The organism is Pseudomonas sp. ADAK13, assembly GCF_012935715.1.
Lineage (GTDB): Bacteria > Pseudomonadota > Gammaproteobacteria > Pseudomonadales > Pseudomonadaceae > Aquipseudomonas.
Genome location: NZ_CP052860.1, coordinates 3,763,174 through 3,783,003 on the forward strand (window position 1 = coordinate 3,763,174; position 19,830 = coordinate 3,783,003).

At 61.5% G+C, this 19,830-nt stretch carries 21 protein-coding genes and 1 pseudogene; 13 read left to right on the top strand and 9 right to left on the bottom strand.

Annotated elements, in window-relative coordinates; all coding sequences use genetic code 11:
- Nucleotides 1-13: 13 nt before the first annotated feature.
- The gene (locus HKK54_RS17400) at nt 14-835 is read right to left on the bottom strand and encodes an SDR family NAD(P)-dependent oxidoreductase (protein ID WP_169387322.1); all 822 of its coding nucleotides are present in this window, start codon (nt 833-835) and stop codon (nt 14-16) included.
- Between the two features lie 112 nt (nt 836-947).
- Entirely contained in the window at nt 948-1,889 is a 942-nt protein-coding gene (locus tag HKK54_RS17405; RefSeq protein ID WP_010176572.1) for a LysR family transcriptional regulator, read from the bottom strand.
- A gap of 159 nt (nt 1,890-2,048) precedes the next feature.
- Between HKK54_RS17405 and HKK54_RS17410 the strand changes: the two genes are divergently transcribed.
- From HKK54_RS17410 to HKK54_RS34010, 5 genes and pseudogenes are all read left to right on the top strand, one after another.
- Nucleotides 2,049-3,359, top strand: a complete 1,311-nt coding sequence (locus HKK54_RS17410) for an MFS transporter (protein WP_010176571.1) — start codon at nt 2,049-2,051, stop codon at nt 3,357-3,359.
- 22 nt (nt 3,360-3,381) lie between these two features.
- A complete protein-coding gene (locus HKK54_RS17415) occupies nt 3,382-4,611 on the top strand; it encodes a Zn-dependent hydrolase (protein ID WP_169387323.1) in 1,230 nt (409 codons plus the stop codon).
- Between the two features lie 11 nt (nt 4,612-4,622).
- Nucleotides 4,623-5,648, top strand: a complete 1,026-nt coding sequence (locus HKK54_RS17420; RefSeq protein ID WP_169387324.1) for a histone deacetylase family protein — start codon at nt 4,623-4,625, stop codon at nt 5,646-5,648.
- Between the two features lie 179 nt (nt 5,649-5,827).
- Nucleotides 5,828-6,595: pseudogene (locus HKK54_RS34005) on the top strand (MCP four helix bundle domain-containing protein); the annotation flags it as partial.
- A gap of 48 nt (nt 6,596-6,643) precedes the next feature.
- Nucleotides 6,644-7,453 (top strand): methyl-accepting chemotaxis protein, encoded by an 810-nt coding sequence (locus HKK54_RS34010; protein WP_371132068.1) that lies wholly within the window; start codon nt 6,644-6,646, stop codon nt 7,451-7,453.
- Here the strand turns inward: HKK54_RS34010 and HKK54_RS17430 are convergent.
- The 3 genes from HKK54_RS17430 to HKK54_RS33620 are packed head-to-tail and all read right to left on the bottom strand — an operon-like array spanning nt 7,422 to nt 9,159.
- Nucleotides 7,422-8,351: a hypothetical protein gene (locus HKK54_RS17430; protein ID WP_237150955.1), complete on the bottom strand. Its 930-nt coding sequence runs from the start codon at nt 8,349-8,351 to the stop codon at nt 7,422-7,424. The genes HKK54_RS34010 and HKK54_RS17430 overlap by 32 nt on opposite strands.
- Nucleotides 8,352-8,401: 50 nt before the next feature.
- A complete protein-coding gene (locus tag HKK54_RS17435) occupies nt 8,402-8,716 on the bottom strand; it encodes a type II toxin-antitoxin system RelE/ParE family toxin (protein WP_169387326.1) in 315 nt (104 codons plus the stop codon).
- Nucleotides 8,713-9,159 carry a ribbon-helix-helix domain-containing protein gene (locus HKK54_RS33620; RefSeq protein WP_237150956.1) on the bottom strand — a complete coding sequence of 149 codons (447 nt, stop codon included), beginning with the start codon at nt 9,157-9,159 and terminating at the stop codon, nt 8,713-8,715. Before HKK54_RS33620 ends, HKK54_RS17435 begins: the two co-directional genes overlap by 4 nt.
- 218 nt (nt 9,160-9,377) lie before the next feature.
- Between HKK54_RS33620 and HKK54_RS17445 the strand changes: the two genes are divergently transcribed.
- Complete coding sequence (locus tag HKK54_RS17445) at nt 9,378-10,280, top strand: LysR family transcriptional regulator (RefSeq protein WP_029616148.1); 903 nt, start codon at nt 9,378-9,380, stop codon at nt 10,278-10,280.
- On the opposite strand, the gene HKK54_RS17450 is transcribed toward HKK54_RS17445, so the two are convergent.
- Together HKK54_RS17450 and HKK54_RS17455 are read right to left on the bottom strand one after the other, a co-directional pair.
- Nucleotides 10,272-11,030: a substrate-binding domain-containing protein gene (locus HKK54_RS17450; RefSeq protein WP_010176563.1), complete on the bottom strand. Its 759-nt coding sequence runs from the start codon at nt 11,028-11,030 to the stop codon at nt 10,272-10,274. The two genes, HKK54_RS17445 and HKK54_RS17450, sit on opposite strands and share 9 nt — an antisense overlap.
- 12 nt (nt 11,031-11,042) lie before the next feature.
- Nucleotides 11,043-12,335, bottom strand: coding sequence for an MFS transporter (locus HKK54_RS17455; protein ID WP_010176562.1), 1,293 nt, complete (start codon nt 12,333-12,335; stop codon nt 11,043-11,045).
- 198 nt (nt 12,336-12,533) lie between these two features.
- Here HKK54_RS17455 and HKK54_RS17460 point away from each other — a divergent pair, with 198 nt between their 5' ends.
- The gene (locus tag HKK54_RS17460; protein WP_010176561.1) at nt 12,534-12,680 is read left to right on the top strand and encodes a hypothetical protein; all 147 of its coding nucleotides are present in this window, start codon (nt 12,534-12,536) and stop codon (nt 12,678-12,680) included.
- Between the two features lie 133 nt (nt 12,681-12,813).
- Here the strand turns inward: HKK54_RS17460 and HKK54_RS17465 are convergent, their stop codons facing one another.
- Nucleotides 12,814-13,203, bottom strand: coding sequence for a VOC family protein (locus HKK54_RS17465; RefSeq protein ID WP_169387327.1), 390 nt, complete (start codon nt 13,201-13,203; stop codon nt 12,814-12,816).
- Nucleotides 13,204-13,337: 134 nt separating this feature from the next.
- Here HKK54_RS17465 and HKK54_RS17470 point away from each other — a divergent pair, with 134 nt between their 5' ends.
- The 6 genes from HKK54_RS17470 (at nt 13,338) to HKK54_RS17495 (ending at nt 19,589) form a co-directional block, all read left to right on the top strand.
- The gene (locus tag HKK54_RS17470; RefSeq protein WP_003211913.1) at nt 13,338-14,060 is read left to right on the top strand and encodes a GntR family transcriptional regulator; all 723 of its coding nucleotides are present in this window, start codon (nt 13,338-13,340) and stop codon (nt 14,058-14,060) included.
- Nucleotides 14,057-14,845, top strand: coding sequence for an SDR family oxidoreductase (locus HKK54_RS17475; protein WP_169387328.1), 789 nt, complete (start codon nt 14,057-14,059; stop codon nt 14,843-14,845). Before HKK54_RS17470 ends, HKK54_RS17475 begins: the two co-directional genes overlap by 4 nt.
- A gap of 81 nt (nt 14,846-14,926) precedes the next feature.
- Nucleotides 14,927-15,859 (top strand): 3-keto-5-aminohexanoate cleavage protein, encoded by a 933-nt coding sequence (locus HKK54_RS17480; RefSeq protein WP_010176558.1) that lies wholly within the window; start codon nt 14,927-14,929, stop codon nt 15,857-15,859.
- A 69-nt stretch (nt 15,860-15,928) separates the two neighbouring features.
- Nucleotides 15,929-16,807 (top strand): SMP-30/gluconolactonase/LRE family protein, encoded by an 879-nt coding sequence (locus HKK54_RS17485; protein WP_010176557.1) that lies wholly within the window; start codon nt 15,929-15,931, stop codon nt 16,805-16,807.
- 74 nt (nt 16,808-16,881) lie between these two features.
- Nucleotides 16,882-18,204: an MFS transporter gene (locus HKK54_RS17490; RefSeq protein ID WP_003211904.1), complete on the top strand. Its 1,323-nt coding sequence runs from the start codon at nt 16,882-16,884 to the stop codon at nt 18,202-18,204.
- A gap of 59 nt (nt 18,205-18,263) precedes the next feature.
- Entirely contained in the window at nt 18,264-19,589 is a 1,326-nt protein-coding gene (locus tag HKK54_RS17495) for an MFS transporter (protein ID WP_010176556.1), read from the top strand.
- Here the strand turns inward: HKK54_RS17495 and HKK54_RS17500 are convergent.
- Nucleotides 19,544-19,720 carry a hypothetical protein gene (locus HKK54_RS17500; RefSeq protein ID WP_158000320.1) on the bottom strand — a complete coding sequence of 59 codons (177 nt, stop codon included), beginning with the start codon at nt 19,718-19,720 and terminating at the stop codon, nt 19,544-19,546. The genes HKK54_RS17495 and HKK54_RS17500 overlap by 46 nt on opposite strands.
- Nucleotides 19,721-19,830: the final 110 nt, after the last annotated feature.

Consider the following 19,830-nt stretch of genomic DNA (forward strand, 5'->3'; position numbering starts at 1 on the left):
TTAAATCGTGAGATTAATCCGAGGCCGACACACTGAGGTCATGCCACTTTTTATCCGACTCGGCCAAGTCTGCCGCTGCCCGGGCCGCGTATTGCACGGCATCGCTGCCGATCAGCAAGCGTAGCGGGGCGTCTTTGTTCAGTGCCAGCTCCAGCACGATTTCGGCAACCCGGTCCGGGCCGGTGGGCAGGATGCCGGGTGAGTTGAGCAATTCCACCAGGGCACCGACGGTTTGCTGGTAGGGCTCACTGATGGCGGGAATCGTCATCGAGCTGCCCGACCAGTCCGTGCGCATGCCGCCCGGCTCCAGCACGGTTACCTGGATGCCCAGTGGCGTGACTTCCTGTGCCAGCACCGTGGAAAAACCACCGACGGCCCATTTTGCGCTTTGGTATGCGGCCAGGCCTGCCATGCCGATACGTCCACCCAGCGACGACACCTGAAAGATATGCCCATTGCCCTGGGCGCGCAGCACCGGCACCACCGCCTTGCTGACGTGCACCACACCGTAGAAGTTGGTGTCGATCTGCGCCGAAAAATCCTCCAGGGTTACGTCTTCCACCGAAGCCAGATCACCGTAGCCAGCGTTATTGACCACCACATCCAGGCGGCCAAAATGTTTCACCGCAGTGTCTACCGCTTCCAGCACCTGCTGGTTGTGGGTGACATCCAGCGCGACGGGATAAACCGCATCACCGTATTCGGCCACCAGGTCATCCAACTGCTTGGGATTGCGCGCGGTGGCGACTACACGATCACCGGCGCGCAGTGCGGCCACGGTAATCGAGCGGCCAAGGCCACGGGAACTGCCGGTGATAAACCAGATTTTGGACATTCGAACACCTCTTCGTTTGAGACAACGGGAGCAACCTGTGAACGAATGATGGTGGACGGGCCGTTTTCATACACTAGCAAGAGGGCGCCAAGCGACTTGCAAATTACGCCATTTATTCCGCGGCGAGTCGCGCCGAGAGGCTCTCGATAAACACCGTCTCTGCCCGGCTCATCTTCTGCTCGCGGTTCCACAGCAGGTGGATATCCACGTCGGTAATGCCCTCGTCCGGCGGCAAACGCCATAACAATCCGTTCTTCACGTCCTCGGCCACCACATGAATTGGCAGGCAGCCCAGGCCAAACCCGGCGATCACCAACCGCCGCACTTCTTCCAGGCTGGAGGACGACGCCACGATGCGCCCGCTGAAGCCTTGCTGGTCGCGGAAAATCGTCAACGGCGAGAGCATCCCGCCGATCTGGTCGCTGGTAAAACTCACGAAATTTTCCGACTGCAAATCGCCTTCCGCCAAGCCGGTGCGGCCGAACAACGGGTGATGCCGCCCGCAAAAGAATGCATACCGCTGGCGTAGAAACAGGTGCTGCTCGAGGCGGGGTTGTGGCCGGCGATTGAGGCTCAGGCCCAGGGTTGCGGTTTTCTCCAGCAATGCGGCGACGATGTCAGAGCTGCGCATCACCTCCACGTCCAGGTCGACCCTGGGATGCTGGCGATGGAAGTCGGCGAGAAAGTCATCAAAGGTGTCGGAATTGATCCGACTGATCATCAGCAATCGCACCTTGCCGAGCACCTCGTCGCCGGGTTTTTGCAGGGCGTTGCTCATCTGCGAGACCTGGCCGTACATCTCGCCGGCAATCGCGAATATCTGCTCGCCGGCCTCGGTCAGCACAAAGCGTGGGCCGCGACGGGCAATCAGCTGGCAGTCGAGCTGTTCTTCCAGGCGCTTGAGCGCCTGGCTGATGGCCGGTTGGGTCAGGTGCAGGCGTGCGGCGGCGCGGCTGATGCTCAATTCCTGGCCGATCACCCGGAAGGTGCGCAGCAGGTTCCAGTCCAGGCGGTCATTGAGCAGCGGGTGAACATCGCGGCGGTTTTCAGACATGGCGACAGCTCGATAATAAGCAGGATTTATAATTGGAATAATAAATAGAAAATTGACTAATCATAGCGCCGAGACGAAAAATCACCCTCACTTAGCGCCATCAGAGCGCATGCGCCAGACCTTTCTCCTGCCAAAAAAATAACCAAAGGAGCCAACCCCATGAAGCCTTCCGCTTCGCCGCAGCCTCGCCGTGCCGCGGCCGCCGCCTTCATCGGCACCATGATCGAGTGGTACGACTTTTACATCTACGCCACCGCCGCTGCGCTGGTGTTTGGCCAGCTGTTTTTCCCTTCCGACGATAAGCTGTTCAGCACCATGGCCGCCTTCGGCACCTTTGCCGTGGGCTTCTTCGCCCGGCCGTTGGGCGGCATTGTGTTTGGGCATATCGGTGACCGTATCGGTCGCAAGAAATCCCTGGTGATTACCCTGGTGATGATGGGCGTGGTGACGGTGTGCATCGGGCTGTTGCCGACCTACGCACAGATCGGCGTCGCGGCACCGGTATTGCTGGTGCTGCTGCGGGTGGTGCAGGGCATTGCCGTGGGTGGCGAGTGGGGTGGGGCAGTGCTGATGGCCGGCGAACATGCGCCCAAAGGTCGTCGCAACTTCTTTGCCTCCTTTGCGCAGTTGGGCAGCCCGGCGGGTTTGATTCTGTCGTTGCTGGCGTTCAGTGCCGTGACCCGTTTGCCGGAAGCCGACCTGCTCAGTTGGGGCTGGCGCGTGCCGTTCCTGGCCAGCGCGCTGTTGTTGATCGTCGGGCTGGCGATCCGCCTGGGTGTCAACGAATCCCCCGAGTTCCTGGAAGACAAAGCCAGGGCGGAAAAAGCCCGGGCCATCACCCAGGATCAGGCCCCGGTGATCGAGGTGCTGAGGACTTCCTGGCGCCCATTGTTACTGTGCATCGGCGCTAACACGCTGGGCATTGCCGGCGTGTATTTCACCAACACCTTCATGATTGCCTACAGCACCCAGCAACTTAACCTGCCGCGCTCGTTGATTCTGGAGTGCCTGTTTGTGGTGGCCATCATCCAGTTCTGTGTCCAGCCGCTGGCGGCCTGGGTGGCGGAGAAGGTCGGTGCGACGCGCTTTCTGTGTGCCATGACGCTGCTGGCAATGGCGTCGCCATACCCGATGTTCGTGCTGGTCAGCAGCGGCCAGGCGCCGTTGATCATCCTCGGTATCGCCCTGGCTGTGGTGTGCATGGCCTCGTTTTATGCGGTGATCGCCGGCTTCGTCAGCGGCCTGTTCGAAACCCGTGTGCGCTATACCGCCATCTCCCTGGCCTACCAAGTGTGTGGCGCGCTGGCCGGTGGCCTCACGCCGTTGATCGGCACCTGGCTGGCCCATGAATACCAGGGCCAGTGGTGGCCGATGGCTGTGTTCTACAGCGCGATTGCTGCGATTTCGCTGGTGTGCGTACTCGCGTTGTCCCGCCGCCACGCCACCGCGCACCGTCTTGAAATGGCTTGATGAGTTTGATCGGAGAATGTGTATGTTGAAGATTAACGGCGAGCGCCTGTGGGCCAGCCTGATGGCCATGGCCGAGATCGGCGCCACGGCGCGCGGTGGCAGTTGCCGCCTGGCGTTGAGCGCCGAAGACCAGGCAGGCCGCGCGCTGTTCAGCCGCTGGTGTGAAGACGCCGGGCTGACCTTGAGCGTCGATGCCATCGGCAACCTGTTCGCCCGCCGGGAGGGAACCGACACCGGCGCTGCGCCGGTGATGATGGGCAGCCACCTCGACACCCAGCCCGAAGGCGGGCGCTTTGATGGCGTCTATGGTGTGTTGGCCGGACTGGAAGTGATCCGCAGCCTCGACGACCACGGCATCCAGACCCGCAAGCCGCTGGAAATCGCGGTGTGGACCAACGAGGAGGGCGCCCGTTTTACCCCGGCCATGCTCGGCTCGGCGGTGTTCACCGGCACCTTGGCGTTGGATAAGGCGCTGGCCACCCGGGATGTCGACGGTGTCAGCGTGGCGCAGGCGTTGCGCAGCACCGGCTATCACGGCGAACGCCCGTTGGGCGGTGCGGTGGATGCGTATTTTGAAGCGCACATCGAGCAAGGTCCTATTCTGGAAGACAACGCCAAGAGCATTGGCGTGGTCACCGGCGGCCAGGCGATCCGCTGGCTCGACGTGCGTGTGGAAGGCATGGCCGCCCATGCCGGGACCACGCCCATGGCGCTGCGCAAAGACGCCCTGTACGGCGCCGCACAGATGATCCAGTCACTGGAAAACATGGCGGCCGATTTTGCGCCGGAAGGCCTGACGACGGTGGGTGAATTGAGCATCGCCAAATCGTCGCGCAACACCATTCCCGGCCTGCTGAATTTCACCGTCGACCTGCGCCACCACCGTGACGCCGACATCGACGCCATGGAGCAACACGTGCGTACCCGCCTGCAGGACATCGCCGCCCAGCGAGGCCTGAGCGTCACCGTCAGCCCGCACTGGATCAGCCCGGCGACGCCGTTTGATGCCGAGTGTGTGGCGTGCGTGCAGTCGGCGGTGGATGCATTGGGTTATGCCCAGCAATCTATCGTCAGCGGTGCCGGCCACGACGCCATCCACCTGGCGCGCTTCTGCCCGACGGCGATGGTGTTCATCCCGTGCGTGGGTGGCTTGAGTCATAACGAAGCGGAAGACGTGCTGCCCGAGGATGTTCGCCAGGGCACCGATGTACTGCTCAATGCCGTGTTGAAACGCGCCGGCCAGGCTCAGTAAGGAGAAATTCCATGCGTACTTTTTTCCATCCCGAACAACTCCTGCACCATCCCCGCAGTTACTACTCCCGTGGCCAGATGCGCACCCCGCAGGAAGTCCCCGAGCGCGCCCGCAATCTGCTGCTGGCCGCACAAACCCTGGGCTTCGACATCCACCAACCGCACGACCACGGCCTCGATCCACTGCTGGCGGTGCACGGTGCCGCCTACCTGGCCTTCCTCCAGGAAGCCCACCAGCGCTGGAAGGAGATCCCCGAAGACTGGGGCGACGAAGTCATGTCCAACATCTTCGTGCGTGAACCCAACGCCCTGCGCGGCATTCTCGCCCAGGCGGCGCGCTACCTCGCCGACGGCAGTTGCCCGATTGGCGAACTCACCTGGCGTTCGGCCTACTGGTCGGCCCAAAGCGCAGTGGCTGCGGCTAAAGACATCCTCGACGGCGCGCCGGCAGCCTATGCGCTGTGCCGCCCGCCGGGTCATCACGCCCGCTTCGACGCGGCCGGTGGGTTCTGCTACATCAACAACGCGGCGGTTGCGGCGCAGGCGTTGCGCGATGGATTCGAGCGCGTCGCCGTGCTCGATACCGACATGCACCACGGGCAGGGCATCCAGGAGATTTTCTACGACCGTGATGACGTGCTGTACGTGTCAATTCACGGCGACCCGACCAATTTCTATCCCGGCGTCGCAGGCTTTGCCGAAGAACGCGGCACTGATGCGGGTGAAGGCTTCAACCTCAACCTGCCAATGGCGCATGGTGCCAGCGAGGCGGTCTTCTTTGACAAGCTGGAGCTGGCGTTGAAGGCGGTGAAGGAGTTCTCGGCGGACGTGCTGGTGTTGTCGCTGGGGTTCGATATCTACGAACTGGACCCGCAAAGCAAAGTGGCGGTGACGCGGGAAGGATTTGCGCGGCTGGGTGAGTGTATTCGTGGGTTGGGGCTGCCGTGTGTGATCGTGCAGGAGGGCGGGTATCACCTGGAGACACTGGACAGTAATGCGCAGGCGTTTTTTGAAAGTGCGCGGGCATGGTCGAAATAAGCTGCTGAATAAAGGGTCCCGGACTGCCTTGAAAATACATTCAAGGCGCGTCCGCCCCGTGGGCCTTTTAGGTCGATAATTTTTATCTGTTAACTTCTGGTCGACCCCCCTCAAGTCCCGCCCCGCCTGGCCGAAACTCTGTCATACGATGTCGTATGCCAATAATGAGAACAATCGCCATGTCGCTCCGCAATCTGTCCATCGCCCGCCGTGCGGGTCTCGGTTTTGCCTTGATTGCCTTGCTCGTGGCGTTACTGGGGTTCTTTGCGCTCTCGAACATGGCGAGCATCCGCGAAAGCGCCGTGCAGGTTGAAAGCGGCCTGGTGCCGAAAATGCGCCTGGTCTCGGATATTCGCGAAATCATGCTGCGCATCCGCACCATTTCCCTGCGCATGGCCCTTGATCCCAATCCGGCGAGCATCGCGCAATACCGCAGCCAGATGGACACCCGTAGCCAGGATTTGACGAAGAAACTGGCCGACCTCAATGCGGTGATTGATACCCCTGAGGTACGCAATCTCTACGATCAGTTCCAGGTTTCCCTGCGTCAGTATCAGCAAGGTCTCACGCAGTCCTTCATCCTCGCTGACAAGCAACAGACCGCCGAGCTGAACAAGTTGCTGCTGGTGGACATGAAAACCGTGGTCGACGGTTCCGGCAATCAGCTCAATGCCCTGGCCGACTACTACAACGCCCAGATAAACCTGCAGGGCCAGACGGCCGAATCTCAGTACAGCCGCTCGCGCACGATGGTCTTCGGTTTCGTGCTGCTGGCGGCGTTGAGCACCGTGGCCCTGGCCTGGTTGCTGACGCGCAGCATTGTCGGCCCGCTGAGCCACGCGGTGCGCGCCGCAGAAAACGTCGCCCAAGGCGACCTGACCCAGACCGTTGAAGTCACCGGCGACGACGAAGTGACGCGCCTGCTCGTGGCACTCCAGACCATGCAGGGCAGCCTGCGCAGTACCCTGCAACTGATTCGCCAGTCGGCCGGGCAGATGGCGGCATCGGCCACCGACCTCAACGGCATTACCGACCAGAGCAGCCGCAGCCTGCAAAAGCAGACCGCAGAAATCGAGCAAGCCGCCACCGCCGTCAACGAGATGACCTCGGCGGCCGATGAGGTGGCGCGTAATGCTGTCTCCACTTCCGAATCCACCCGGCTCTCCAATGAAACGGCCCGCGACGGCCAGCAGCGCGTCGGCGAAACGGTCAGCGCGATTCAGGCGCTGAGTACCAACATCGGTGAAACCTCAAGCCTGGTGCAAAACCTCGCCGATCAGTCGCGGGATATCGGCAAGGTGCTGGACGTGATTCGCTCCATCGCCGAGCAGACCAACCTGTTGGCCCTGAACGCCGCCATCGAGGCCGCGCGTGCCGGTGAGTCCGGGCGTGGCTTTGCAGTGGTGGCCGACGAAGTGCGTGCGCTGGCCCATCGTACGCAGCAATCGACCCTGGAGATCGACCAGATGGTCAGCGCGATGCGCACGGGTTCCAGCGAGGCATTGACGTCGATGCAGTCGAGCACCCAGCGCGCCAGTGAAACCTTGATCCTGGCCGAAGGGGCCGGTGGCGCATTGAGCCAGATCACCGACTCCATCGATCAGATTCACCAGCGCAACCTGGTCATCGCCAGCGCTGCCGAGGAGCAGGCGCAAGTGGCCAAAGAGGTCGACCGTAATATCGTCAATATTCGTGACCTGTCCGCGCAATCATCCTCCGGAGCGGGGCAGATCAACGGGTCGAGCCATGAGCTGGCGCGTTTGGCCGTGTCGCTCAATGAGGCGGTGGCGCGGTTTCAGCTGTAACGGGGTTTATCCGTGCCAGGGACGGCACCAATTCCAGGACGCGGTTACGGCCACCTTCGGCCACCAGGTAGGTTCCCTTCGTCGTACGCACAATCGACTGCGGGGCCTTCAGGAAAGACAGAATCGTCTGCTGGTGCCCTTGCTTGTCGATCAACAGTAAACGCGCGCGGTGTGTGGAATCCTCGTTGATCCATAACCCGCGTTCATCGCACATCAGGAAGGTGGGTTTGTTCAGCTGGCTCAGTACCACCGGATCGCTGCCGTCGTCGGTCAGTTCCCGCACCACGCCTTTCTTCTTTTCCGTGTAGAGCATGCGCCCATCCGTGCAGCGAACGATCGACTCGCCTTCGCTGAGTTGGTCACGCACCACGCTCAAGGTCTTGTCGCGCCAGTGATAGCGAAGGATCCGGGCCCCGACCTTGCGGTCTTCGATGGCGTAGAGGTACTCGCCGTCGTCCCACAGCCCTTGCACGCTTTCTCCCTTGAACAGCTCGGTGACCACGCCGTCCTTTAGAAAGCTGACCGGTGCGCCGTCCACTTCCTGGCTGAATACCCAACCGCCCTGAGTGGCGACCATGCCATCGGGCTTGGATAGATTGCCCACCACCAGCTCGCGTTTTCCGTCCGGCAGAATGCGCACGATACTGCCAAGCCCGTCGCTCAACTCCTGGCTGACCATCAGTGAGCCGTCGGGCATCGGCATCAGTGATGCGGCCTTTTCCACGTCGCGGTGGACTACTTGAACACTCCAGTCATCGGCAGCGCTGACCGGGTAGAAACTTTGCCAGGCGAAGAAGCCCAAAGCGGCAAAGCAGAGCGAACCCAGTAGCCACAACCCTGGTCGAAGCGTGCGATAGAGAGAGGCCGGGCTTGAAGTCCTTTTTATTGTTTTATCCATTGATTGCGCTGCCGGTAGGTATGGGTGAATGGAAAGGAGTGGAGCTGAAGTTAATCGTTATCCTGCAAGAGGGCCGCATGGTCTTGCCCTCCGTAAAACACCCCTAGACTCGATACCGTTTCCGTGTCGGCATCCACTGTAAAAGCGATGATCGTGGCGTGCCGATAGTGAGTTGTACGCAGAGTGGGTAACAAATCCTCACGGCTGGTCCCACGCTGGGGAAAAAGGGACAGGTTTTCGCAATAAGTGATGATGGCATCTACATAGCGCGCAGCGACGATGGGTGAGCCGGCCTGGGTGATGTAGTCTTCAAGTTCTTCGAGTTGCGCTACTGCCTTGGGTGAAAAAGCTACTGTGTAGCTCACGGCTTGCGAGTGCCTTTCTGTTTGCGTTTGGCTGCCATCTGTTCGCGGACCTGGGCGGCAGACAACGCGCTACCGGGATCCGCTTTGAGAGCGGCGGCGGCCGGAATCACCTGATCCCGAAGCCAGTCCTCCATTGCGCGATCACGTGCCAGCAGAGCGCGTAGCCCATCGCGTATGACTTCACTTTCACTGGCGTATTCGCCGGTGCTCACTTTGGCTTTGACGAGTGCGGCCATCTCAATCGGCAAGGTGATGCTCATTTGCTGGGTTGAGCGCATGGTGGCGTCCGCTTTTGCTGGGTAGGATTTAATCCTACCCAACGATGGGCGTGCTGCAAGCGATAACTGACCAGTGTGAGCCGTTGGTATCTCCTGGACTAAGCAGCGTGCCGCCTGTTTCGTGCAGATATTGGTGGGGTAATCCATCGTCAAAGACTTTTCCATAACGGGCCTAAGGAGTAAGAACGAAATTTGAGGTTGTCAGTATTGACGCTTTTCAGGGCCTCCGTTTCTCACCAGCGCTAATTCCCGTCTGATATGTATGACCGCATATTTTCTGCAGGGCCATTGGCTGATCCCGAGTAGGTAGATCGCGCCAATAGCATCCCGCCAGCCCCCATACGATAATGCCCGCCACATCTGATCAACCAATGGCTGCCCTCGTGATCATCAACTTCGACCTCAACGACCTCCAAGCCTTCCGTGCCGTCGTAGACAAGGGCAGTTTCCGTGCGGCGGCCGAAGCTATCCGTATCTCCCAGCCGGCCCTCAGCCGGCGCATCGAGAAGCTCGAATCCGCCCTTGACGTCAAACTCTTCGAACGCACTACGCGCCGGGTCAGCCTGACCATGGTCGGTCGCGCGTTCCTGCCCCAAGTCGAGCGCATGCTCGATGACCTGGACATCGCCTTGATGGGCATCAGCAACGTGGCCTCAACCCGCATGGGCAACGTCACCATCGCCTGTGTGCCGTCCACCGCGTACTACTTCATGCCCCACGTGATCTCCGAATTCCACAAGCTCTATCCGAAGATTCGCCTGCGGGTGTTGGACGCGAGTGCCGGCGAGGTGTGTGCGGCGGTGGAAAGTGGCGAGGCAGATTTCGGCGTGAGTTTCAGCGGCAGCCTGGCCGACGGGGTGGAGTTCGAGCTGTTGCTGCAAGAGCGTTATGTGCTGGCCTGTCGCCGGGAACATCCATTGGCGGACCGGGCCAGTGTGACGTGGGCCGAGGCGTACGAGCACGACTACATCACCGTGGACAAGACCTCAGGCAATCGCTTCCTGCTGGACCAGGCCCTGCGCGGCGTGCGGGTGAAGAAGCAAAGCATCTGCGAAACCCATCACGTGACCACGATGATCGGGCTGGTGGAGGCGGGGCTTGGGGTGGCGATGGTGCCGTCGATTGCAATGCCGGCAGGCGAGCACCCGATTCTGATGAGTGTGCCGCTGGTGGAGCCGGAGGTGGTGCGCAATGTGGGGTTGATCAAGCGCCGCGGGCGTACGTTGACGCCGGCGGCACTGGAACTGGAGCGGTTGACGCGGGAGATGCCGTTTCGGTCAGTGTGACACCGAGTCCAGGCCGGTGGATTGCACCACCGGTTGCGCCTGGGGCGAGGCGAGGAATTGCAGGAGCTTTTTCGCCTGCGCCGGGTGTTCGGCGTTCACCGGAATGCCTGCGGCAAACCGGGTGACGGACTGCACGTCTTCAGGGATTTTTCCGACGTAGGTCACGCCCGGAATCGGCAGCAATTCAGAGACCTGCTGCAAGCCCACCTCGTAGTCACCCTTGGCCACCTGGGAGGCCACCGGGATGCGTTCGATCATGGTGCCCTTGGACGGCATGCCGAGTTTCTTGAACAGTTCCTTTTCGACGTAGACGCCGCTGGCGCTGTCCGAATACGCCACGGATTTGGCGTTGGTCAGTACGGCCTTCAGTTCGGCATCGGTGGCAATCGAGGGCTTGGCAGCGCCTTCCTTGACCACCAGGCCGATGCGCGAATCCGCCAGCTCAACGCGGGACGCCTTGTCGACCTTGCCTTGCTTGATCAGCTCATCCAGCGCGTAGCCGACCATGATCACCACGTCGGCGTGTTCGCCACGGGCCAGGCGGTTGGGAATCGCTTCCGGCGCCTTGCCCATCGACGGGCCGAGGATGGTGTCGAGGGTGTCGCCGCTCTGTGTCGCGTATTGCGCACCCAGCACCTTGTAGGCAGCGGTGAAGCCGCCTGAGGTCATCACTTTTAATGCTTCAGCGTGGGCAACCATCGCCACGGAACCGATCGCCAGTGCCACCAGTGTTTTCAACAGGGATTTCATCGGCGTGGCTCCTCAGGCGACTTGCAGGCGGGCACTGGCACGGCGATACAGCGCGAACGTTGCGCACAGGGCGCACAGCGCGGCAAACATCAGCCAGTAGGCGGGCGAAGCCTTGTCGCCCGTCTCGTGGATAAACCAGGTGGAAATCGCCGGGGTAAACCCACCGAAGATCGCGGTCGCCAGGCTGTAGGCCAGGGAGAAGCCCGCCACGCGCACTTCCACCGGCATGATTTCGGTCAGGGCCGGGATCATTGCGCCGTTGTACATGCCGTAGAGGAAGGAGAACCACAGCAGGGTTTCCAGCATGTGGGCGAAGCTTGGTGCATTTACGACGTAGGACAGTGCCGGGTAGGCGGTAAGCACGGTGAGGGTGGTCATGGCGATCAGCACGGGCTTGCGGCCAAAACGGTCACTCAGGGTGCCGCCGATGGGCAGCCAGATGAAGTTCGACACGGCCACCAGCAAGGTCACCAGCAGGGCGTCGGAAGTGGTCAGGTTGAGCACGGTTTTGCCGAAGGTCGGCGCGTAGACGGTGATCAGGTAGAAAGCGGTGGTGGTCATTGCCACCATCATCATGCCGCCGATCACGATGGTCCAATTCTTCACCAGCGTGGCCAGCACTTCGCGCATGGTTGGGCGGTGCTTGCGGTTGGCGAACTCTTCGGTTTCCTGCAGGTTACGGCGCAGCACGAAGATGAACGGGATGATCACGCAGCCGATGGCGAACGGAATGCGCCAGCCCCAATCGGCAACCACGGCCGGTTCCATCCATTGGTTCAGGCCATAACCCAGGGCGGCAGCGACCACGATGGAGATCTGCTGGCTGCCCGATTGCCAGCTGGTGTAGAAACCCTTGCGGCCCGGGGTGGCCATTTCGGCCAGGTACACCGACACGCCACCCAGTTCTGCGCCGGCCGAGAAGCCTTGCAACAGACGGCCCATCAGCACCAGCAGCGGTGCCCACAAACCAATGGTGTGATAGCCCGGCACCAGCACGATCAGCAGGGTGCCACTGGCCATGATCGCCAGGGTCACGATCAAGCCTTTGCGACGGCCCACATCATCAATGTACGCACCGAGGATGATGGCCCCCAGTGGACGCATCAAAAAGCCCGCGCCGAACACGGCGAAGGTCATCATTAATGACGCAAATTCATTGGCAGCAGGGAAGAAGGCGGCAGCGATATAGGTGGCATAGAAGCCGAACAGAAAGAAGTCGAACTGTTCGAGAAAGTTGCCGGAGGTGACGCGAAAGACCGCGCCGACTTTGGAGCGGGCAGAGTCAGGCCGTGAAGGGTTTTGCATTTTTTTGTGTCTCCAGCGTTCTTTTTAAAGTGCTTGTTTCGCTTAAGACCGCGGATAGTGGCTGACACATTTAGAAATGATAAGTGAGTTGTTTACATGTATTGATGCGCTGCGGTTATCAATCGGCGGACTCACACAAAACCGCTCCCTCATCTATGCTTCCCCAGTGTGTCCAAATCTTACGGATGGGAGGTGGGTATGAGTAACGAGCAGAAGCAGCGCGAGGAGTTGGAGCTGGAGCGGGCCAGGAAGCTTCGCGAGGAAGAAAAACCGCAGACCTGGAAGCATCCGGACGATGGCACGGAGCTGTCGGAGCGCGATCAGGAGCGCCCGCTCAGGCCTTGAGGCGTGCATTTCACTGTGGCGAGGGAGCTTGCTGTGGCGAGGGAGCTTGCTCCCGTTGGGCTGCGAAGCGGCCCCAAGATTTTGGGAGCGCTTCGCACTCCAGCGGGAGCAAGCTCCCTCGCCACAGTACGATTCACTGAATCGGCGTACACAACTCCACCAGCGTGCCATCCGGGCACCGCACATATGCCACCACCTGCCCCCAGGGCTTGGTGCTCGGCGCTGCCAGTTCTGTCGCGCCCTCCGCCAGCGCTCTGGCATGGGCCTTTGGCACATCTTCAGTCACAAACCCCAGCTCCATCCCCAGCGGCTGCCGTGAAGCATGCGCCTCTACGTGCCCGCCCTTGAAGTTCATCTCGCCCAGCTCATGCGCCGCGAAGGCGAGGGTGGTACCCCCCGTATCCAGCTCACCATACGTCCCCGATTCATGCAGGAAACGGCGACTGAAGCCGAAGGCTTTTTCGAAGAATTGCAGGGATGCGGACACGTCCGGGACGTAGACGATGGTGTAGGCAAATTTCATGGTTCAGCGGTCCTTGCTTGAGAGAGGGGTCATTAAAGTCAGCGTCGCACGGACGGTCAACGGGAAACTATTTGACATATTTGATTTGTGATCACATATTGAGGCCATAAGAACGACAACACAGGTTTTGACTCATGACAGATGGCCCGCTTCTCCTTCCCACCTTGCGCCAGGTGTCCCGCGATACCTTGCAAGACCAGGTTTATCGCCAGATCCGCGAAGCCCTGATGAGTGGTCGTTTCCAGCCCGGCCAGAAACTCACCATCCGCGGCCTTGCCGAAGCCCTCGGCTCCAGCCCCATGCCGGTGCGCGAAGCCCTCCAGCGCCTGAGCGCCGAAAACGCCTTTGAAGTCACCGAAACTTCCCGTCTGCGGGTACGCATGATGACGGTCGAACGCCTGCGCGAGATTCGCGATGCGCGGGTCGCCCTGGAAGGTTTGCTGGCGGAAAAGGCCGTGCTGCTCCTGGAAAAAGCCGACCTCGACGAAATCTCCGACCTCTGCCAGCAGATGCAACAAGCCGCCGACGAAGTCGACGTTTCCCGCTACCTGTGGACCAACTTCGCCTTTCACCGTCGGATCTATGCCGTCGCCCAGGCCGAATTGACCATGGCTGCCGTGGAAAACTTCTGGCTGCACATGGGCCCGTGTTTTGCCCTGGTCGCTCCCGATAAAGCTCACTTGCAGCGCTCGATGGAGGCGCACACGCGCATCGTCGAAGCCCTGGCCGCCCGCGATGGCGCCGGCGCCCGCGCTGCCGTGACCGATGACATCATGCAGGCCGCCGATTCCCTGGCGCGCCTGCTCGTCAAGAACGACCGCTCGCGGTCGTCTGTTTCAGGAGGTAAACGTGCATGAGTGTCCTACAACGGCTGCAGCCTTATCCTGGGTTACGTGTGTTGATTTCCGGCGGGGCTGCCGGCATCGGTGAAGTGTTGGCCGCGGCGTATCTGGAGGCGGGCGCCAAGGTGCATGTGTGTGATGTCAGCGAACCGGCCCTGGCGGCGTTTCGCGACAAGTACCCGGGCACCGTGGCCACCCGTGCCGACGTGAGTGATGCCGCGCAGATCGAGGTGGTGTTCCAGGTGCAGCGCGAGCAGTTCGGCGGGCTGGATGTGCTGGTCAACAACGCCGGGATTGCCGGGCCCACCGGCGGTATCGATGCCATCAGCGATGCCGAGTGGCAAGCCACGATCAACATCAACCTGACAGCGCAATACCGCTTTGCCCACCACGCAGTACCGATGCTCAAGGAATCGTCCCACGGCCATCTGTTGCATATCGCCTCGGTCGCCGGGCGTCTCGGCTACGCCTGGCGCACGCCGTATGCCGCGACCAAGTGGGCCATCGTCGGCTTGATGAAATCCCTGGCCTCGGAGCTGGGCGAAAGCGACATCCGCGTCAACGCCTTGCTGCCCGGCATCGTCGAAGGCCCGCGCATGGACGGCGTGATTCGCGCCCGTGCCGAACAGGTCGGCGTGCCCGAAGCCGAGATGCGCCAGGAATACCTCAACAAGATCTCCCTCAAGCGCATGGTCACCGCCGAAGACGTCGCGGCCATGGCCTTGTTTCTCTGCTCGCCCGCCGCCCGCAATGTCACCGGCCAGGCGATCAGTGTCGACGGCAACGTCGAGTACCTGTAGGCCGCGCCAGCGTTAGCCAAGGAAGAACACACACGCAGCACCCGGGATTTTTTTCATAAGAATAAAAGTCGGAGAATCGTCATGTCCAAAAATCGTCCTGTCATCATCACCTGCGCCGTCACCGGTGCCATCCATACGCCGTCGATGTCGCCGCATTTGCCGATCACCGCGCAGGAAATCGCCGACGCCGCCATCGGTGCCGCCGAAGCCGGCGCCGCGATTGTTCACCTGCATGCCCGCGATCCCATCGATGGCCGCCCCAGCCAGGACCCCGCGCTGTTCGCCGAATTCCTGCCGCAAATCAAAGCTGCCAGCGACGTGGTGATCAACATCACCACCGGTGGCGCACCGACCATGGGCGTTGAAGAACGCCTGCAACCGGTGATGCAGTTCAAACCGGAACTGGCCTCGTTGAACATGGGTTCGATGAACTTCGGCCTGTACGAAATGCTTAACCGCTTTACCGAGTTCAAGCACGACTGGGAGCGTCCGTACCTGGAAGAAAGCGACGACCGGATCTTTCGCAACACCTTCCGCGACATTACCCACATCCTCAATTCCTGCGCCGAGAACCGCACCCGTTTCGAAATCGAGTGCTACGACATCGGCCACCTGTACACCGCCGCTCATTTCCTGGAACGCGGCCTGCTCAAGCCGCCGCTGTTTATCCAGTCGGTTTTCGGTTTGCGCGGCGGCATCGGCGGCCACCCGGAAGACCTGGCGCACATGCGTCGCACCGCCGACCGGCTGTTTGGTGACGACTACGTGTGGTCAATCCTCGGCGCCGGCCGTGGGCAAATTCCGTTGGCAACCATGGGGCTGTCCATGGGCAGCAACGCACGGGTCGGCCTGGAGGATTCGCTGTGGGATGGCCCGGGCAAACTGGCCGCGTCCAACGCCGATCAGGTGCGGCGCATTCGCACGGTGATCGAAGCCCTCGGGCACCGGGTTGCCACGCCGGATGAAGCGCGGGAAATCCTTGGGCTGAAGGGGCGCGACCAGGTCAACTTCTAAGTGATAAACCGGCCGCGTCACGGCGCGGCCATGCCCATCCCGCACAACAACAAAAAAGGGGATAACACCATGCGTATCGAAGTGCTTGTCGACGTGAAAACCACCCTGGGCGAAGGCCCGGTGTGGGACGTCGAGCAACAACGGTTGTACTGGATCGACAGCGCTGACGGCCGGATCCTGCGCTGCACCGATGACGGTCGCGAGCTGCGTGCCTGGGACGTGGGCCAGAAGATCGGCTCCATGGCCCTGCGCCATAGCGGCGATGCGGCCATCGTCGCTCTGCAAAACGGCGTGCACATCCTTGACCTCAACAGCGGCGAACTGGCGCTGGTGATCGACCCGGAACCCGCGCTGCCCAACAACCGCCTCAACGACGGCAAGGTCGACCGCCAGGGACGCTTTGTCTTCGGCTCCATGGACACCCAGGAAGACAGCGCCAGCGCCAAACTCTACCGCCTGGACGCAGACCTGAGCCTGCACACCCTGGACGAAGGCATCATCGTGTCCAACGGCCCGTGCTGGAGCCCGTCGGGCGACACGCTCTACTTTTGCGACACCTGGTCCGGCGAGATCTGGGCCTATGACTACGACCTGGCCAGCGGCGCCGTGAGCAACCGACGCACCTTCGCCAAGGTCGACACCAGCGGTGGTGGCGCCGCCGACGGCTGCACCGTGGATGCCGAAGGCTGCCTGTGGCAGGCGCTGGTCTACGCCGGAAAACTGGTGCGCTACACACCGGATGGCCAGGTCGACCGGATCATCCAGATGCCGGTGAAAAAAGTTACCAGCCTGACCTTCGGCGGGCCGAACCTGGACACCCTGTTCGTGACCTCCATGGCCAAGCCGCCGTTGCCGCGTTTCCCGGCCGACGGTCAGCAGCGCGGGGCGCTTTTTGCGATTACCGGGCTGGGCGTGCAAGGAATAGCCGAGCGACGGTTCGCCAGCTAGCGCGTTTTTTCAACAAGGCATATTCCTTCCGCAACCTTGTGTCAGTGCGCGCCCTCGCGCGCCTGGAGAAACCCATGGCAACCTTAAAAAAAGCCTCGCTGCGCAGCATTCACCGGCACTCCTGGGTGTCGTTGCTGGTGTGCTGGATGATCTGGATCCTCAACGCCTACGACCGTGAGATCGTGCTGCGCCTGGGGCCGACCATCTCCAAGCATTTCGATTTGTCGGCTGATCAGTGGGGCACCATGGCCACGGTGATCATGCTCGCCCTGGCCCTGCTGGATATTCCTGGCTCCATGTGGAGCGACCGCTACGGCGGAGGCTGGAAGCGTGCGCGGTTCCAGGTGCCGCTGGTGCTGGGCTACACCGCGATTTCGTTTCTCTCCGGGTTCAAGGCCCTGAGCGGCAACCTCGCGACCTTTATTGCGCTGCGGGTGGGCGTCAACCTCGGTGCAGGCTGGGGTGAGCCGGTGGGCGTGAGCAACACCGCCGAATGGTGGCCGGTGGAGCGTCGTGGTTTTGCCCTGGGCGCGCACCATACGGGTTACCCGATTGGCGCCATGCTCAGTGGCATCGTCGCCAGTTTTGTCATCAGCACTTTTGGTGAAGACAACTGGCGCTACGTGTTCTTCTTCGCGTTTGTCGTGGCCTTGCCGCTGATGATTTTCTGGGCGCGGTATTCCACCGCCGAACGTATAACCGCGCTGTACGTCGACATCGCCGCCAAGGGCATGACCCCGCCGGACAACGCACCGGCCAGCCAGGTAAAAGGCCACGCCTGGCGCACCTTTATCGCCACCTTGCGCAACCGCAATATCGCCCTCACGGCGGGTAATACGATGCTGACCCAAGTCGTGTACATGGGCGTCAACATCGTGCTGCCGGCGTACCTCTACAACATCGCCGGGCTGTCCCTGGCGGAGTCGGCGGGCATGAGCGTGGTGTTCACCCTGACCGGGATTCTCGGGCAACTGGTGTGGCCGTCGCTGTCGGACATCATTGGCCGGCGCGTCACCCTGATCATCTGCGGGGTGTGGATGGCCGCCAGTGTCGGGGCGTTCTACTTCGCCAACACCCTGACCCTGATCATCGTCGTGCAACTGCTGTTCGGCCTGGTGGCCAACGCGGTGTGGCCGATCTACTACGCGGTGGCCTGCGACTCGGCCGAGCCGTCGGCGACCTCCACCGCCAACGGCATCATCACCACCGCGATGTTCATCGGCGGCGGCCTGGCGCCGGTGCTGATGGGCAGCCTGATTGCCATGGGCGGCGGCTGGACCACCTTGCACGGCTACACGGTGTGCTTCTTCGTGATGGCCGGCTGTGCCCTGGGCGGGGCGCTGCTGCAACTGTTTTCCCACCGCCCGCCGGCGCTGGTTGCGCAACTCGAACCCTAGAACAACACCGATGCGTCCCCCAGCCAGGGTGCTGGCGGGGCGCCAAGAGGACTTGCCCGATGAAGACTGCCAACCCTGCCCGTGAGCCACGGGCGTTGAACAAACTGATGTTCGTCAAGCTGATGCCCTTGCTGATCATCGCCTACGTGCTGAGCTTTCTGGACCGCACCAACATTGCCCTGGCCAAGCATCACCTGGACGTGGACCTGGGAATTTCCGCCGCCGCGTACGGCCTGGGCGCCGGGTTGTTTTTCCTGACCTATGCGCTGTCGGAAATCCCCAGCAACCTGATCATGCACAAGGTCGGCGCGCGGTTCTGGATCGCCCGGATCATGGTGACCTGGGGCCTGATTTCGGCGGCCATGGCGTTCGTCCAGGGCGAGACCTCGTTCTATGTTCTGCGCCTGCTGCTGGGCATTGCCGAAGCCGGCCTGTTTCCCGGGGTGATGCTGTACCTCACCTACTGGTTCAACCGCGAGCAACGGGCGCGGGCCACCGGGTATTTTCTGCTCGGCGTGTGTTTTGCCAACATCATCGGCGGCCCGGTGGGCGCGGCATTGATGCGCATGGACGGGATCCTCGGCTGGCACGGCTGGCAGTGGATGTTCCTGCTCGAAGGCTTGCCGGCGGTCGCGTTTGCCTGGGTGGTGTGGTGCAAGTTGCCGGACCGTCCGAGCAAGGCACCCTGGCTCTCGGCCGAAGAGGCGCGCGGGATTGAACAGCGCATCGCGATGGAGACTGACGAGGGCGCAGGCGAGGGCGGGCATTCCCTGAAAAACTGGCTGACGCCGCAAATCCTGCTGGCGATCTTTGTGTATTTTTGCCATCAGATCACCATCTACACCGTGATCTTTTTCCTGCCGAGCATTATCAGCAAATATGGCGAACTGAGCACCATGAGCGTCGGCCTGCTGACCTCATTGCCATGGATTGCCGCAGCGGCAGGCGCCGTGCTGCTGCCGCGCTTTGCGACCACGCCCACCCGTGCCCGGCGGCTGTTGATCACCGGTTTGCTGACCATGGCGGCGGGGTTGGGCATTGCCTCGGTGTCGGGGCCGGTTTTCAGCCTGTTGGGCTTCTGTGTGTCGGCGGTGATGTTCTTTGTGGTGCAGTCGATCATCTTTCTGTACCCCGCTTCACGCCTCAAGGGCGTGGCGCTGGCGGGCGGGCTGGGCTTCGTCAATGCCTGCGGGCTGCTCGGCGGGTTTGTCGGGCCGTCGGTGATGGGCGCAATCGAGATGAGCACCGGCAATGCCATGAACGGCTTGAAAGTGATTGCCGTGGTGCTGGTGGTGGCCGCGTTGGCGGCCTTGCGTTTGCGCCAGGGGCAGGAGCCCGATCACACCAGCAATGAAGTGGGAAACCCCGAAGCCAGCACCAGATAAGCCACGACTGCCGCCAGGCATAAACCGACAAATACCCGCAACAGTGTCCTGGCGGTGGGATGAGCGACGAATTTGATGGCCCAGAGCAAAATCCCGGCGACCAGGACGCTCAAGACAGAAATGACCAGCACGATGGTGTTCTCGAAAGCCTCGGAAGCTGTTTTATAGTCTCAAAGGCCCGCGTTGAACAGTGTGCGCATAGACGCAGGGCCCCGGGTGTTTCTAAACTGCCCCCTATCCA

Excerpts from the sequence above, each read along its gene's own strand:
- HKK54_RS17400 (WP_169387322.1), bottom strand. The coding sequence starts at position 835 with ATGTCCAAAATCTGGTTTATCACCGGCAGTTCCCGTGGCCTTGGCCGC.
- HKK54_RS17405 (WP_010176572.1), bottom strand. The coding sequence starts at position 1,889 with ATGTCTGAAAACCGCCGCGATGTTCACCCGCTGCTCAATGACCGCCTG.
- HKK54_RS17410 (WP_010176571.1), top strand. The coding sequence starts at position 2,049 with ATGAAGCCTTCCGCTTCGCCGCAGCCTCGCCGTGCCGCGGCCGCCGCC.
- HKK54_RS17415 (WP_169387323.1), top strand. The coding sequence starts at position 3,382 with ATGTTGAAGATTAACGGCGAGCGCCTGTGGGCCAGCCTGATGGCCATG.
- HKK54_RS17420 (WP_169387324.1), top strand. The coding sequence starts at position 4,623 with ATGCGTACTTTTTTCCATCCCGAACAACTCCTGCACCATCCCCGCAGT.
- HKK54_RS34010 (WP_371132068.1), top strand. The coding sequence starts at position 6,644 with ATGGCGGCATCGGCCACCGACCTCAACGGCATTACCGACCAGAGCAGC.
- HKK54_RS17430 (WP_237150955.1), bottom strand. The coding sequence starts at position 8,351 with ATGGATAAAACAATAAAAAGGACTTCAAGCCCGGCCTCTCTCTATCGC.
- HKK54_RS33620 (WP_237150956.1), bottom strand. The coding sequence starts at position 9,159 with ATGGAAAAGTCTTTGACGATGGATTACCCCACCAATATCTGCACGAAA.
- HKK54_RS17450 (WP_010176563.1), bottom strand. The coding sequence starts at position 11,030 with ATGAAATCCCTGTTGAAAACACTGGTGGCACTGGCGATCGGTTCCGTG.
- HKK54_RS17455 (WP_010176562.1), bottom strand. The coding sequence starts at position 12,335 with ATGCAAAACCCTTCACGGCCTGACTCTGCCCGCTCCAAAGTCGGCGCG.
- HKK54_RS17460 (WP_010176561.1), top strand. The coding sequence starts at position 12,534 with ATGAGTAACGAGCAGAAGCAGCGCGAGGAGTTGGAGCTGGAGCGGGCC.
- HKK54_RS17465 (WP_169387327.1), bottom strand. The coding sequence starts at position 13,203 with ATGAAATTTGCCTACACCATCGTCTACGTCCCGGACGTGTCCGCATCC.
- HKK54_RS17470 (WP_003211913.1), top strand. The coding sequence starts at position 13,338 with ATGACAGATGGCCCGCTTCTCCTTCCCACCTTGCGCCAGGTGTCCCGC.
- HKK54_RS17475 (WP_169387328.1), top strand. The coding sequence starts at position 14,057 with ATGAGTGTCCTACAACGGCTGCAGCCTTATCCTGGGTTACGTGTGTTG.
- HKK54_RS17480 (WP_010176558.1), top strand. The coding sequence starts at position 14,927 with ATGTCCAAAAATCGTCCTGTCATCATCACCTGCGCCGTCACCGGTGCC.
- HKK54_RS17485 (WP_010176557.1), top strand. The coding sequence starts at position 15,929 with ATGCGTATCGAAGTGCTTGTCGACGTGAAAACCACCCTGGGCGAAGGC.
- HKK54_RS17490 (WP_003211904.1), top strand. The coding sequence starts at position 16,882 with ATGGCAACCTTAAAAAAAGCCTCGCTGCGCAGCATTCACCGGCACTCC.
- HKK54_RS17495 (WP_010176556.1), top strand. The coding sequence starts at position 18,264 with ATGAAGACTGCCAACCCTGCCCGTGAGCCACGGGCGTTGAACAAACTG.